The 13,591-nt window shown below is 43.0% G+C and carries 12 protein-coding genes; 5 read left to right on the top strand and 7 right to left on the bottom strand.

From position 1 onward, the window contains the following. The first annotated feature begins 43 nt into the window (after positions 1–43). Entirely contained in the window at positions 44–616 is a 573-nt protein-coding gene (locus AAA970_RS14235; RefSeq protein ID WP_338237587.1) for a hypothetical protein, read from the top strand. 83 nt (positions 617–699) lie between these two features. On the opposite strand, the gene AAA970_RS14230 is transcribed toward AAA970_RS14235, so the two are convergent. The 6 genes from AAA970_RS14230 to tpiA form a co-directional block, all read right to left on the bottom strand. Continuing rightward, the gene (locus AAA970_RS14230) at positions 700–1,464 is read right to left on the bottom strand and encodes an OmpA family protein (protein ID WP_338237586.1); all 765 of its coding nucleotides are present in this window, start codon (positions 1,462–1,464) and stop codon (positions 700–702) included. A 144-nt stretch (positions 1,465–1,608) separates the two neighbouring features. Then, entirely contained in the window at positions 1,609–2,946 is a 1,338-nt protein-coding gene (locus tag AAA970_RS14225) for a M23 family metallopeptidase (protein ID WP_338237585.1), read from the bottom strand. A 281-nt stretch (positions 2,947–3,227) separates the two neighbouring features. Beyond that, positions 3,228–4,055, bottom strand: a complete 828-nt coding sequence (gene prmA, locus AAA970_RS14220) for a 50S ribosomal protein L11 methyltransferase (protein WP_338237584.1) — start codon at positions 4,053–4,055, stop codon at positions 3,228–3,230. Continuing rightward, the gene (locus AAA970_RS14215; protein ID WP_338237583.1) at positions 4,055–4,585 is read right to left on the bottom strand and encodes a GrpB family protein; all 531 of its coding nucleotides are present in this window, start codon (positions 4,583–4,585) and stop codon (positions 4,055–4,057) included. Before AAA970_RS14215 ends, prmA begins: the two co-directional genes overlap by 1 nt. 24 nt (positions 4,586–4,609) lie before the next feature. Further along, a complete protein-coding gene (locus AAA970_RS14210) occupies positions 4,610–4,960 on the bottom strand; it encodes a 7(1) septoil knot domain-containing protein (protein WP_053406552.1) in 351 nt (116 codons plus the stop codon). Between the two features lie 365 nt (positions 4,961–5,325). Continuing rightward, a complete protein-coding gene (gene tpiA, locus AAA970_RS14205; protein ID WP_338237582.1) occupies positions 5,326–6,093 on the bottom strand; it encodes a triose-phosphate isomerase in 768 nt (255 codons plus the stop codon). A gap of 196 nt (positions 6,094–6,289) precedes the next feature. Here tpiA and AAA970_RS14200 point away from each other — a divergent pair, with 196 nt between their 5' ends. Beyond that, positions 6,290–6,766: a hypothetical protein gene (locus AAA970_RS14200; RefSeq protein WP_338237581.1), complete on the top strand. Its 477-nt coding sequence runs from the start codon at positions 6,290–6,292 to the stop codon at positions 6,764–6,766. Between the two features lie 15 nt (positions 6,767–6,781). Then, a complete protein-coding gene (locus AAA970_RS14195; protein ID WP_338237580.1) occupies positions 6,782–7,930 on the top strand; it encodes a hypothetical protein in 1,149 nt (382 codons plus the stop codon). Between the two features lie 795 nt (positions 7,931–8,725). On the opposite strand, the gene AAA970_RS14190 is transcribed toward AAA970_RS14195, so the two are convergent. Next, on the bottom strand, positions 8,726–10,234 hold the full coding sequence (locus tag AAA970_RS14190) for an SDR family oxidoreductase (protein ID WP_338237579.1): 1,509 nt from the start codon (positions 10,232–10,234) through the stop codon (positions 8,726–8,728). 178 nt (positions 10,235–10,412) lie between these two features. Between AAA970_RS14190 and AAA970_RS14185 the strand changes: the two genes are divergently transcribed. Then, the gene (locus tag AAA970_RS14185) at positions 10,413–10,862 is read left to right on the top strand and encodes a hypothetical protein (protein ID WP_338237578.1); all 450 of its coding nucleotides are present in this window, start codon (positions 10,413–10,415) and stop codon (positions 10,860–10,862) included. A gap of 204 nt (positions 10,863–11,066) precedes the next feature. Continuing rightward, positions 11,067–13,484: a heavy metal translocating P-type ATPase gene (locus AAA970_RS14180; RefSeq protein ID WP_338237577.1), complete on the top strand. Its 2,418-nt coding sequence runs from the start codon at positions 11,067–11,069 to the stop codon at positions 13,482–13,484. Positions 13,485–13,591: the final 107 nt, after the last annotated feature.

Below are 13,591 nucleotides of genomic sequence, written 5' to 3'. Positions count from 1 at the left end.
TTTGGCATAGCTAAGTTTTTTCTCTACAGATCAACAATCAAACATGGAAACTATACTTCACCAACTTGCCTTTACGCAAGGGGGACGGGCGTATTATTTTTATTTAACGCCTCACTATTTTTGTTTTTCAAAAAATAAGCTAACTGATGAGGGGGAAAGCAAAATTTCCCTTGAAGGAATTAAAAATAAGTTTGAACTGAAAAGCCAGTTAATTATTGAGTGGGTGGAAGGTTCGCGCTTTTTTAGTTTAAATTCAGGGGGTGAGGAGCAAGGGTTTCATGCCCCTTCTGCAGAGGCCGCTTTGGAAGTGATCAGCATGATCAGAACCCAATTTGAAAAAAATATGGCACAGCAGGCAGAAGTTCCGCTGACTTCAAAAATATGGAATGCCTCAAAATCTTTCATTCCTGCGTATTTTGCTTTAATAGCGATCATTTTTTTTAGCGGGGAAATGCTTTGGGGGCAAGAGCAGTCTTTCATGTTATCCCTGGGAATATACCTGCTTTCGTCCGTAGTGGTGGCTGGAGGATTGTTTTTTGGTTATCGACAATGGATGGACATTCGGAAGCTGACTCATTTTGAATTGAGTGGATTACGAAAATCAATTGAAGTTTAAAAGATATAGCTATCTCAAATGCCAAATATGTGGAAATATTGGATTTGATATTTTAGGGAGGCCATGACGGGGCCTCCATTTTTTTATTTATTTTCTGGCATAAAGATTTTGAAGTCCACCCTACGGTTTTTTTGTCTACCCTCCTCGGTGTCATTGTCATATTTAGGCATGCTTTCGCCATAGCCAATCACCGAGATTTGATTTTCATTTACTCCGATGTCTTTCATCAGGCGCTCTATTTGCCGTACCCTTTTCATGGACAGCTGCAAATTGTCTTCTTCCTTTCCTATGCTATCAGTATGGCCTTCTACAAGCACAATTCCTCCCCGGAGCGCATATTCCACGGCGATTAGGAAAGAGTCAAAATTGACATAGGCAAATTCATCCTGTCCGGTGATAAAATAGAGAGACTCCACCATTTCTTCCGGTGTTTTTCCATTTTTTTCGCGCTCATCAATCATTTTCCGAACACGGGCGTGGTCTTCATTGATGGGTTTGGGTAAAATACGTTCTTTCACCTCTGCCAAAGCCGGCTTATTTTCTAATGGTTCGGGTTTAAGCGGTGGAGGTGTCGTGATAACATTACTTTTGGGAGGGCTCACCGGCGTAGATACCACGGTGACTTGATAGTCCGCCTTTTCTGAAGGATGGGCTAATTTCTTACCTGATCGACTTTTTTTGGCCTCTAACTTTTCGGGCTTTTTCTTACGTCCTTTCTTACACTGCTTTTTGGAGGAATAACGTTTTTGTTTGTGTCGTATACTTTTACGATGAAAACTTTGCCCATAGCAGTAGTCGCCTATGAAAAGCAGGCTGAAGACAAGGAAGATGAGCTTTAAGAATCGCAATAGTGTAAAGGTTAAGGTTAATGTTAGGTCATTGCAAATCTATAAAATATATTGAAAAATACATATTTATTACATTGGTTGTGAGAGAAATTCACACAAAAAAGCCCCTGCTTGATAGTATTATCAAAATGGGGCTTTGAAATATTACAGGTTATAGGGAAGTTCTTCGATACAAATCCCTTCCACTTCTTCAAAAAGGTTTTTCGGCAAATGATGCTGAAAGCTTAGCGCATTCAGGCGGGCCATCATCGCATCTCTTGCGGCGAAATAGTTTTCTTTTTCGCTTTTATCAATGGGCTTGGCGGAAGGAATTTTTTGTCTTCTGGGGTCTACCTGTTGTCCGTTTTTCCAGAATCTGAAACAACAATGCGGGCCCGTGGCCAGGCCGGTACTTCCTACATAACCAATTACCTGCCCTTGTTTTACTCTTACCCCCGGCCGGATGCCTTTGGCAATTTTTGACATGTGAAGATATTGGGTGGTAAAAGTGCCATTATGACGAACCTTAACATAATTTCCATTGTATCGCTTGTATTGTGCTTCCTGAATGACACCATCCCCCACGGACATAATCGGCGTTCCGGTTGGGGCGGCATAATCCGTACCCAGATGGGATTTCCATCTTTTTTGTACCGGGTGGAACCTGCGTCGGCTAAAGCTGGAACTGATACGACTGTATTTTAAGGGCGCTTTTAAGAATGCCTTTCTCAGGGAATTCCCTTCTTCATCAAAATAGGAATCTTTTTCCCCCTGCTGATAGAAAACAGCCCAATAATCATTGCCGGCATGCTGGAAATAAGCTCCGTCAATATTGGCGATGCCTACCGGATGACCATCCACCTGCTTTTCCTGATAGATAATTTTGAAACGATCACCTTTTTGAATGTGGAAAAAGTCCACCTGCCAGGCAAAAATCTCTGATAATTCATGTGAAAGCAGCGGAGAGGCTCCTTCATCCATCATGGTTTGGTACAGGGAATAATCAATGGTGCCGGTTAAATGCTTTTCGACGATTTCCACTGGTTTAGCACCCCGGTATACACTCACCGAATCTTTGAGGTTGAAGACCACATAGTCTACCGGATCTATTTCGTAAATCATTTGCTCCACAGTTTGCAGTGAATCTTCTTTACAGATCAGGGTATATTGATGGTTGAAAGCTAATTTTCTAACATCAAATACGGTCTTGCTTTTTTCAGCTAATTCGTGGATGTATTTGTATTCAATATTGTGTGGGAGTAGGATTTCCGACAGTCGCTGGTTGGGTTTGATTTTGTCCGTTATGACAATTTTATCTTCTACAGGAAGCTCATATAATTTTTGTTCATACGCGATGGTATCGATCGTCAGACTAAGCGAGTCTGTTAATTCTTTGCTGTTCGTATGAAAGTCTGTCTGATATTCGTAGTGACGATAGAAAAGGGTGAAGCCTGCCCCTATCATTCCCAAAAGTAATATGATGCCGATTGCTTTAATTTTCATTCCCCGGGTGTTCTGCGCGATTAGTCTATTTTTGAATGTAGCTTTGATTTTTCTCAAACTACAAGTCGGTAAATTTAAAGGTATTTTCAATCAAATGCTTGAAAACGCCAACTTTAACGCAAATTAACAAATATTGCACCATGATTTCCTAAGTGTTTGGAATATAATGAGGTTGAAGGAGTTTTTTAGGTAAAGGCTATAAAATAGGGAAAGAAAAGTAGGGGTAAAAAAAAGAGGCTTCTCAAGCCTCCCTTTAGTATGTTATGCTCCGAAACGGATTTTTATTTCAGAATAAAATGTACCGAAACCCAGTCTCCCTCTTTAATAAAGGATTGTTTTTCTAAACCGAGTGGAGCGGTTACTTCTTCAATAATGGCTATATCTTCCTCATAAAAGCCGCTCAATAACAGGTGTCCTCCGGCTACCATATTCGCCACATAGTCTTTCATTTCATGTACCAACACATTTCGGTTGATATTGGCAATCAGGATATCAAATGGCTGTTCGAAATTCATCTCCGCTATTGTGCCCTGATAAACCGGAATCTCCATCTTATTTAATGCGTAGTTTTCTTTGGAGTTTTCCACACACCATTCATCAATATCATAGGATTCTACTTCGGCTGCGCCTAATAATTGCGCCATAATGGCCAGAATTCCTGTTCCGGTACCAGCATCCAAAACCCGTTTCTGCTGGTGGTCAATGTTCAGCATATTTTGGATCATCAGACGGGTAGTCTGGTGGTGCCCCGTTCCGAAAGACATCTTCGGGTTGATGGCAATCTTATAAGGAAAATCTTTCTCCAGCTGATGGAAATCTGCATGAATGGCTACTTGGTCTCCAATGAAAATCGGCTCGTAGTTCTTTTCCCACTCCTCATTCCAGTTTTGCTTTTCTACTTCTACCACTTCATAAGAGAGCTCCGTTAAAGCGGCATATCGCGCCATTACTTCCTTAGTCGCTTCCGCCTCGTAAGCATCTACTTCTGCCCAGCCATCAAATCCTTTTTCATTATCTAAAAAAGAACTGAATCCGGCTTCTGCCAATTCCGCCTGAAGAATATCTCCGAATTCCGGCGTACAGTTGACTTTAATTTCTACAAATTCCATTAATCTATATTATGCTTTTTATTCCATTCCAATGCCAGGGCTTCATGATGCTGAATGAAAGCATCTTTGCCATCGCAGTATTTTTCAATATCATTTTGGCAGGATTTGGCCACTTTTATTTTTAATGCGCCGTAAGCATCCCGTACTTTGGGAAAGGTTCTTAAATAATCCCGAAAAGCCAAATGTCGCTCCACGTGCTCATCACCTGCAGGGAAAGCATGAATCTGATGGCTGCGGTGATAGCCACCTTTTTCAAAATATCGCCGGCGGGAGATCCCATTTTCTCCTCTGGCTACAAAGCCTAAAGCTTCAAATGCAGCATTTTGTTGATCTATTACTTCTAGAGAGGAAACCTCTAACATGATGTCAATCACAGGCTTGGCGACTAGTCCTGGGACGGAAGTACTGCCGATATGATGAATATTTACAATACCCTCGCCTATTTTTTCGTGCAGCAAGCCCACCATTTCTTCAAAATCTGATGCCCAATGGTCTTCATGGGGGACTACTTTTACAAGCATTGTACTCATTTTGATACAGTCAATAGTAATTGATTATCGATTACAGCCGGCAAAGCTTTCCGCGTCCGTGAAGAAAACGGTGAAGTGGGCTCTGCTTCTTTCCTCTACAAAAGCGACATTAAAATGTGCGCCCTTTTGTTCGTCCACAAAACACCACATGCCCGGTTTTGTACAATATAACCAGTTGTCTTCTTCAAAAACGACTAAATCTGCCGAGCTCTCGTATTCTTCTTCATAGACTAAGTATTGGGCAAATCGTTCGTCTTCCACCTCAAAAACTTTGCCCATCAGCTGACAAGGATTTACATATTGGGCCACGGATTCTGTCGCACTAAAAATAAGCAGCACTCCGAGGCTGAGAAAAAAGGCTTTAAATGAATTCATGAGATAAGATGATAAAGCGAACGATTAGCCGGTAAAGATAGAAATAATACAAATGAAGACCTAACCCGAATGATTCACCTCTGAATTTATTGAACCAGCTTAAATCTCTCACCAACCATTCCACTCAGGTATTTTGCTTTGAATTTTTATAGCCCTAATTGGGCTAAGCTTGTCTCCTCCTCATTCATTTGCTTCCTTGGAACAAACGCCAAATGGAAGACTATTCCTTCATTTTTCCACCTTGCAGCTAAACAGGGGTTTAAGCAGGTATCTTTTGGGTAAAATGTATTTGTGGACGGAAAATAAGGGCAAAAAAAAGCACGACCAGAATTGGCCGTGCCTTGCAATATGTTGAATCTTTCAGATTAGAAAGACTTTACGATATCGATGAAGTCACGAGATGCCAAAGAAGCACCACCGATCAAACCACCATCAACGTCCGCGCCAGCGAAGATTTCGTTCGCGTTAGATGGCTTACAAGATCCACCGTAAAGGATAGATACAGAATCAGCAACTTCCTGACCGTATTTAGCCGCGATGTGCTTACGGATCTCAGCGTGCATTAATTGTGCTTGCTCAGCAGAAGCAGTTTTACCAGTACCGATCGCCCAGATTGGTTCGTAAGCGATGATAAAGTTAGTCATTACTTCAGCAGACAAGTGGAATAAAGAAGCAGTCAACTGATCACAAACGAATTTGTAAGCGACATCATCACCTTGCTCACGAGTTTCCAAAGCCTCACCACAACAGAAGATTGGCTTCAAATCAGCCGCCAATGCAGTATCCACTTTAGCCGCCAACAACTCATTAGACTCATTGTGGTACTCACGACGCTCAGAGTGACCCAAGATCACGTACTTAGCACCTACAGATTTGATTTGAGAAACAGAGATCTCACCAGTGTAAGCTCCTGCTTCGTGTGCGCTACAATCCTGAGCAGCGATCGCTACATTTGCAGCATCTTTTACCAATTTACCTACAGCATCCATGTGGATTGCAGGTGTACCCATGATAACAGTTACATCTGATGGTGCCTCATCAGCAGCCATATTTACTACTTCAGATGCTAAGATTTTACCCTCTTCCAGGGTTTTGTTCATCTTCCAGTTACCAGCAACGATTTTATTTCTCATGATCGTAGATATATTGTATTAAAGTTTGATTCAAAATCGGATAGCAAAGATAGAAACTTTAGGAAGTCAAACTTATGATCTATGTGGTACTTTTTCGCCCTTTATAGCGAATTAAATTGAAAGCCTTGAAAATTTTATATTGGAATGATCTTTCCTACCTTGAGACCCGGTTGATATTTAGAAAATTCTAATGTTTATGAAGCGAAATCCCCTATTTCAATGGTGTTGCTTGTTATGTTTATTGGTGATTGGAGGTGTAGAGGCGCAGGCACAAAAGGAGCGCCATCGCCAGTGGGAAGATAGAAGTTTTTTGGTTCGCCAAATCAGTTTAAATGATAAACCAATGACCTCGATGGGTGGAGAGGCAACCCTGAAAGGCTCCATTTTTACCCTAAAGTTTGATGGCAGTAAGCCGATCATCTTCATTTTTGATCGAAAACAGGTAATCGGTAAAGACAAGGACAATATGTTTTTTACCGGCAAGGATAATCAGGATCGGAATGTATCCGGGAAGATGTCCAATAAAATATACCCCGATCTTCAGGGACGCTATGTTGATTTCAATATGGACATCAAGGGAGGAGGCCATATGCGGCTGATCATGGATGAAAATATGTTCGTGGATTTGAGCGATAGCACCAAGACGGAAGATGCAAATTATGTAAACGAATAAATGAAAATACCCAGCATGAAAAAATTGATCCCATTCTTATTGGTGATGTTGGCTTTTTTAGCCACCCCAGCCTTAGCGCAGGATGATGACATTGACAACCTAAATGCCGCCACCGGCATTCGTTTTTTAAATTTTGGTAATCAGCTGCCGGATGATGCCCTTTCCTCCCGTTCCGTGGTTTTGGTTTCTGTGCCTCCGGTGGGGAATGGTAGCTCTGAGCGTGGGGACTGGAAGAGCTTAGCAAAAGAAGCACATAAAGGGTTAAAGAAAGCCGGAATTGATGCGGTAGGCTATTTCTATTATGATGATGTGATGGCCAATGAAGATGTGACAGCCGCTTTTGTGCAGGAGTGGAGAAGCAGAAGAATTTCCAATATTGTGTTTCTTTCCAAGGTCGAGTTAAAAATTAAGAAGAAGCCTTCTTTAAGGAATGTGGTAGTGGTCACCTCCTTTAATGGAAAACTGTCCCTGACAAAAGACGGGCAGCTTGCCTGGATGGATCAAAATAAAGATTTGGCGGCCATCATGAAAAAATTGGGCAAGGCAGCAGCCAGAGCGGATCAGCCTAAGGAAAATAACCTGATCAATGATCAGCCGGAATTTTTTGAGGATGTGGAACTGTTCAAAGCAAAGCGTTACACCAGCTATTCCATTAATCTGAAAAGCGATAAAATTGGAGTGGTGAAATTTCGTAAAATTCCGGTTCCGGCCTCTCCTCCGGGTGGTATGATCAATAAGAATTTGGTAAAGCAGGCCAAGGAAATTAATGCACAGATTGATAAAGCCAATGATGAGCTGGGGCGTCTGATGAAACAGTACCCTTTTAAATATGAGTTGATCGATTATGATCCTGCCAAGTTTAAAGACCTGAGAAAGCAGGGCATTTTGATGATTCTGGAGCCTATTTATTCCTCTGGGCACAGCGTTCAGCGATTATTGAACTATGAAGTAGATTTGAGTGAAACGGAATTGATTACCGTGAAGCCTAAAGATGGAGGAGCAGTATTCAGAACGATCCCGGTGAATGCGCCAGTATATAAGTGGTATATGCGTTCTACGGTGAATGATGCCATTTATCTGGGGGAGCAATGGGATGCGGATGAAACATGGCAGGAGGCCCTGATCAACCACATTAATAATCTTAAGAAAGCTTATAAATTGTAAAAGACGGCTTAACTGTTTGTGAAACACCTGTGAAACGCTATAAAGAATTGATATTCAGAGCGCGATTCACAGGTGTTTTTTTGTGAAACGCTGTGGAACATTTGGGGAGGCCCTGGCCTTTGGATCTTTAATTATTTGAACAGCACCAAAAGAAAACTACCATAAAGTTGTTCGTGAAACAGTTGTGAAACAATTGGGGCTGCTGTTATTCAGAAGGTTAATTTCGTGGTCTCGTCTGTGGAACATTGTGAAACATTTCCCCGCCTTCAAAAAATAAGGAAAGGATCTTTAATGTTACGGCCTGTTTTGAATCCGCAAAAAATGCGGACCTATTTAGCAAGATTGTTCCCCACTCCTCCCACCCTAAGAACTCTTGGAAGGGTTTTCGATCAATTTTCATTAACAGAAAGCCTTTTCTCTCCCTAATCCGGTATCACTTCTGCCATACTTCTGATTTTCGTTAATGAATTCCGGCTTAACCTGAATGATTCACCGCTGATCTCATTGTCAAAGAAATCACAGTTATTTTTCTTTAGTTTTCAATAGCCCAAATTTGGAAAAGCTTGCTTGCTCCTTCTTCATCTGCTTCTTTGGAAAAACTCGAAATAGGAAAAATTCCTTCATTTTTTCCGCCTTACAGCTAAACGAGTATTTAAGCATGCATAATTTGGGTTAAAAACACCCTTTCGCCCTAGGGAGAAAAAAATATCAGCAGCAGGCATTTGGGGGGAAATTTCAGTTTTCCATGGAACGTCGTGGAACAATTGTAATTCGCTTAAAACAAAAAGCTTATTTTCACTTCCCTTTATGTGAAACATCGTGAAACGCCTTCGCTTGTTCTGCAAGCCGGATATTCGGGGCTATGGTAAGGTTTTCAGCCATGCCCTGGAAAATAAAGGCATGAAAAGGAAATACGGACCACCAATAAGCCCTTCCTTTTAAGCCAATGGGTCGAAAGGTCGCATTTTGTACTAACAGCCATTCCGATATTTCTTTGTCTGGGTTGGGCGTCACTTTAAATTCCAGCCAGGCTTCTCCCGGAAGTTTCATTTCCGCATAAAGCAAGAGGCGGCCCTGTTCCCGGTCAGCGACTAATACCCTCCAAAAATCAAGGGCATCACCGGGAATCAGTTGATTTGGACTTCGCCTGCCTCTACGGAGGCCTACCCCACCGACCATTTTATCCATAATGCCGCGAATTTGCCAAAGGAAATCCCATTTGTACCATCCTCTTTCCCCTCCGATACTCCAGATATTTTCCAAAACTTCTTCTCGCTCCCGATCAAAGGGAATTTTACGTACATCGGTAAAGCAACCATGCTGCGGAATCTTGATATAGGCATGCTGATAGGCCTTGAAATTGGATTCTGAATAGGCATCTTTCCAGCTGCTGACCACCTCATTCTGTTCAATCTTTACAAAGGCTAACTCCAAGGCTTTTTGATAAGAGAATAATTCCTGAGGAACCACCTGTTCTATTCCTTTGAGTTGGACAATTACTTCGTTTTTCATAGAATCCACTAGGCTTCGTGCCAGAGAAAAAGAGGTAGAAGTTACAAAATAGAGCCACCAGGAAGATAAGCGGGGACTTAACACCGGCAGTGTTATGATCCACCTTTTCAGTCCACGAATTTTGGCATATTGCAATAGCATTTCCTTATAGGTTAATACTTCCGGTCCACCGATATCATAAATTTTTTGGTATGTTTCTTCTTTAAGTAGTACCCCGCTTAAATACTGGATCACATTTCGAATGGCGATGGGCTGACATTTGGTTTTTAACCACTTGGGTGTTACCATCACCGGTAATTTTTCCACCAAATCCCGGATAATTTCAAAGGAAGCACTGCCGGAGCCAATGATGATCGGTGCCCGAAGGACGGTAGTCGGTATGCGGCTGCCAAGAAAACAGGACTCCACTGCAGCCCGCGAACTCAGGTGTTTGGATAATCGCTTATCGTTGGCGATGCCACTGAGGTAAATGATTTGCTGACAATTGGTGGTGTTCAGTAATTCCAAAAAATGCTCCGCAGCTTGTTGCTCCAGGGTTTTGAAATCCGAATAGCTTTGGCCCATGGAATGCACCAGATAGAAGGCAGCATCGAGCTCCCGGGGTAAGTGTTGCCGCAGGCTGACTTTCAAAAGGTCCATTTCGATTAATTCGACTTTTCCGTGCCAGTCCTCTTCCAATTGAATTCTGCTTTTATCCCTAACGATGCAAAAAACGTGATGTCCTTCATGTACTAAAACGGGTAAAAGTCGTCGTCCTATATAGCCGTTAGCGCCGGTAAGTAAAATTCTCATAATTAGGGAGGAAGGTGAGTGGTGAAGTAAGTTGATCAGATCTATTGTTAAGCATACTTTATGTAGAATATTAACGTTGGAAACAGGCGGAATTTTGATAAAATGAGCCGGATTTTTTCAGTTAAGACTGTCATTTTTTCGTTAAATTATTACTATCAACAATCCTAACCCATTTCCCATGGCAATATCCTCGACTATACCCAAGTCCTTTAATTTTTCCCCCGATAGTAGCCCCCTGCGGGTATTGATGTTGGGGAATAATCCCATAGAGCTGGGACAGCTTTACGATCTGTTAAAGGCAAGCAAGGACCACCACTATCAGCTGGAAGTAAGCTTTGATGAGCAGGATGCGATTCGAAAAGCCAATGCATTCAAACCGGATTGCATCGTGGTGGACGATAACCTGGAGTCAGACCGTATTCGAAATCTATCCGATTTGATGCAGGAAGATCAGTACCTGAAACATGTTCCCATTACGCTGGTGAAAAACACCAATAGATGGACGGTAGTCGCCAAGGGGATTCATGAATATGTACTCAAAAATATGCTGAGCTCAAAAACCTTATCCCGGGCGGTCATGAATGCCATCCGATACGGTAAAGTATTTAGTCGTCGGTGGGCACAATAATATTGAAATAGGCAATAAATAAAGATTTATCGCAGGCAGGAGCATGACTTTGAAGGGTCTTGCTCCTTTTTTTTGTAATTTGCCTTCCCAGTATTGACCTGCCGGCGGGCCCTTTTTTCATTCTTTTGGAATGAAAGGAGCTCATTTAAAAAATAACCTAAGGGTGAAATACCCATTTTTTTGACCTGTGGAGGGTGGCATTTTATGAGCAATCAATCTTCAAATACCATAGCAGAACAGCAGTGCTACCATTGTGGCAATCCTTGTGAGGAAGAGCGCTTACAGTATGATGATAAGGACTTCTGTTGTAAGGGCTGTCAGATGGTTTATGATATTCTCAAGGAAAATGATCTTTGTGATTATTATGAATTGGAGCAAAGCCCGGGTATTAATCTAAAGAACCGGGATTTTGCAGATCGTTTCAGTTATTTGGACAATGCTGAGATCCAGGAAAAGTTGTTGGATTTTACGGATGGCCGGATGAGCCGGGTGCGTTTATTTTTGCCCGCCATCCATTGTTCTTCCTGCATTTGGTTGCTGGAAAATCTCTACAAGCTCAAAGAAGGGATTCGGCAGTCGCGGGTGAATTTTAGCAAAAAGCAGGTCTTAATTGAGTTTCTCAACGAATCGATTTCTTTACGCGAGGTGGTGGAGACTTTAGCTTCGCTGGGCTATGAGCCTCATATTTCGTTGGAAGAAAATGATCAGAAAAAAAAGCCCTCACCCAATAGGACGCTTTTCCTGAAGATCGGGGTGGCCGCTTTTTGCTTCGGCAATATCATGCTGTTGAGCTTTCCGGAGTACTTTGGTTTCGATGGTGGCTGGGATGATGAGTACCGTCGTTTTTTTTCCTGGCTGAATGTATTCCTTTCCCTGCCCATTGTATTTTATTGCAGTACGGATTATTTCCTTTCCGCTTACAAGGGCATTAAGCACCGTTACATTAATATTGATGTCCCCATTGCGATTGGGATCGTGACCCTATTTGTTCGGTCGCTGGTGGAGGTGGTCTTTGATTTTGGCCCGGGTTATTTCGACTCTCTGGGCGGATTGCTCTTTTTCCTGCTGACGGGAAAATGGTTTCAGGCGAAATCCTATGAATCCCTGTCTTTTGATCGCGACTATAAATCCTATTTTCCACTGGCCATCCATCGAAAAGAAGCAGGAGAGATGAAGCCAGTGCCCGTAGCCAACCTTCAGGTCGGGGATGAAATCATGGTCCGGAATCAGGAAATTATTCCGGCTGATAGCATATTGGTATCAGGCGAAGCCAATATTGATTACAGCTTCGTGACCGGAGAGGCCGTTCCGGTGTTGAAAAAGTCCGGTGATAAAATCTATGCAGGAGGGCGACAGGTGGGGCCTTCCATTGATTTGATAGTGAAGAAAAAGGTTTCTCAAAGTTACCTGACCCAACTATGGAATCAGGATGGCGGAAAGGTGGCTACCGAGCAGGATCAGCATTCCATGATCAACCAAATCAGTAAGTACTTCACCATTTTGGTGTTGGCCATCTCTGCCATAGCGGCGGCTTATTGGGCCTGGGAGGACAGCAGCCGGGTGCTGAATGCATTTACTGCCGTATTGATTGTGGCTTGTCCCTGCGCACTGACGCTCGCTACACCCTTTACGCTTTCAGCAGTTTTGGGGGTATTTGGAAAGCACCATTTCTATTTGAAAAATACGGCGGGTGTGGAACTGATGGCAGGCATCAGCCAGCTTATTTTTGATAAAACGGGCACCATCACTTATGCCGGTAAGGGGAAAATAAGCTTTGAAGGCGCTCCTTTGAATCCGGCCGAAAAGCTTTGGGTAAATGCCATAGTCAAAAACTCCACCCATCCACTGAGCCGAAAAGTAGCCGATTATTTAGAAACGGATGTAAAACTTCCCCTTTTAACGCAATTTGAGGAAGTTCCAGGCAAAGGGCTGATCGCTCAGGTGGAAGGTCGGGAAATCAGGATGGGGAGTGCCGCTTTGGTTTCAGCCGAAAATGCCGGCTCCCGGGGCGTACAGTTTTCCAGCGTTCATTTGGCCATTGATGGGCTTTATCGCGGATGTTTTGTGATTCAAAATCAATACCGTGATGGGTTGAAGTCACTGATAGATCGCCTGAAATCCACCTTTAAATTGGCCCTGGTGTCGGGAGATAATAATGCTGAGGCGCAAAATCTTCAGGCTTATTTTCCCGAAAATACGCCGCTGGTGTTTAACCAAAATCCGGATAAAAAAAGAACCTATGTAATGTTACGACAGGAGGAAGGTGAGAAAGTCGCCATGCTGGGAGATGGCCTGAATGATGCCGTAGCCCTTCAGGCGGCTGACTTTGGCATTGCCGTGACGGATGATATTTCCGCTTTCACACCGGCTTGTGATGCCATCCTGGATTCAAGCCAATTACATCGCCTCGATGAGTTTTTCGCCTTTTCTCAAACGGCCCGGAAAATCATCATCAGTGCGTTTGCCATTTCCTTTTGTTACAATATTGTGGGGATTAGTTTTGCTGTTTCCGGCCTTTTAACCCCGGTTATAGCAGCCATTCTGATGCCATTGAGCAGTATTTCAGTGGTGGCATTTGCTACCTTGTCGGTAAAGGGGCTGGCCTGGCGAAAGGGCTATTAAAATTTTTTGGGAGTGCCCTCCTGACGTCGGTCGGGCTGTTGCGGCTCGCTCTCCCGGCGGGCACTGGGGTATCACCAACAGTCAGTGCCCGCCGGGAGGAGCTCAAA

Source organism: Persicobacter diffluens, from assembly GCF_036244895.1.
GTDB lineage: Bacteria > Bacteroidota > Bacteroidia > Cytophagales > Cyclobacteriaceae > Persicobacter > Persicobacter diffluens.
This window is presented reverse-complemented; position numbering and strand designations above follow the sequence as displayed.

Coding starts and splice junctions, on each gene's coding strand:
- AAA970_RS14235 (WP_338237587.1), top strand. CDS start 44: ATGGAAACTATACTTCACCAACTTGCCTTTACGCAAGGGGGACGGGCG.
- AAA970_RS14225 (WP_338237585.1), bottom strand. CDS start 2,946: ATGAAAATTAAAGCAATCGGCATCATATTACTTTTGGGAATGATAGGG.
- prmA (WP_338237584.1), bottom strand. CDS start 4,055: ATGGAATTTGTAGAAATTAAAGTCAACTGTACGCCGGAATTCGGAGAT.
- AAA970_RS14215 (WP_338237583.1), bottom strand. CDS start 4,585: ATGAGTACAATGCTTGTAAAAGTAGTCCCCCATGAAGACCATTGGGCA.
- AAA970_RS14210 (WP_053406552.1), bottom strand. CDS start 4,960: ATGAATTCATTTAAAGCCTTTTTTCTCAGCCTCGGAGTGCTGCTTATT.
- tpiA (WP_338237582.1), bottom strand. CDS start 6,093: ATGAGAAATAAAATCGTTGCTGGTAACTGGAAGATGAACAAAACCCTG.
- AAA970_RS14200 (WP_338237581.1), top strand. CDS start 6,290: ATGAAGCGAAATCCCCTATTTCAATGGTGTTGCTTGTTATGTTTATTG.
- AAA970_RS14195 (WP_338237580.1), top strand. CDS start 6,782: ATGAAAAAATTGATCCCATTCTTATTGGTGATGTTGGCTTTTTTAGCC.
- AAA970_RS14190 (WP_338237579.1), bottom strand. CDS start 10,234: ATGAGAATTTTACTTACCGGCGCTAACGGCTATATAGGACGACGACTT.
- AAA970_RS14185 (WP_338237578.1), top strand. CDS start 10,413: ATGGCAATATCCTCGACTATACCCAAGTCCTTTAATTTTTCCCCCGAT.
- AAA970_RS14180 (WP_338237577.1), top strand. CDS start 11,067: ATGAGCAATCAATCTTCAAATACCATAGCAGAACAGCAGTGCTACCAT.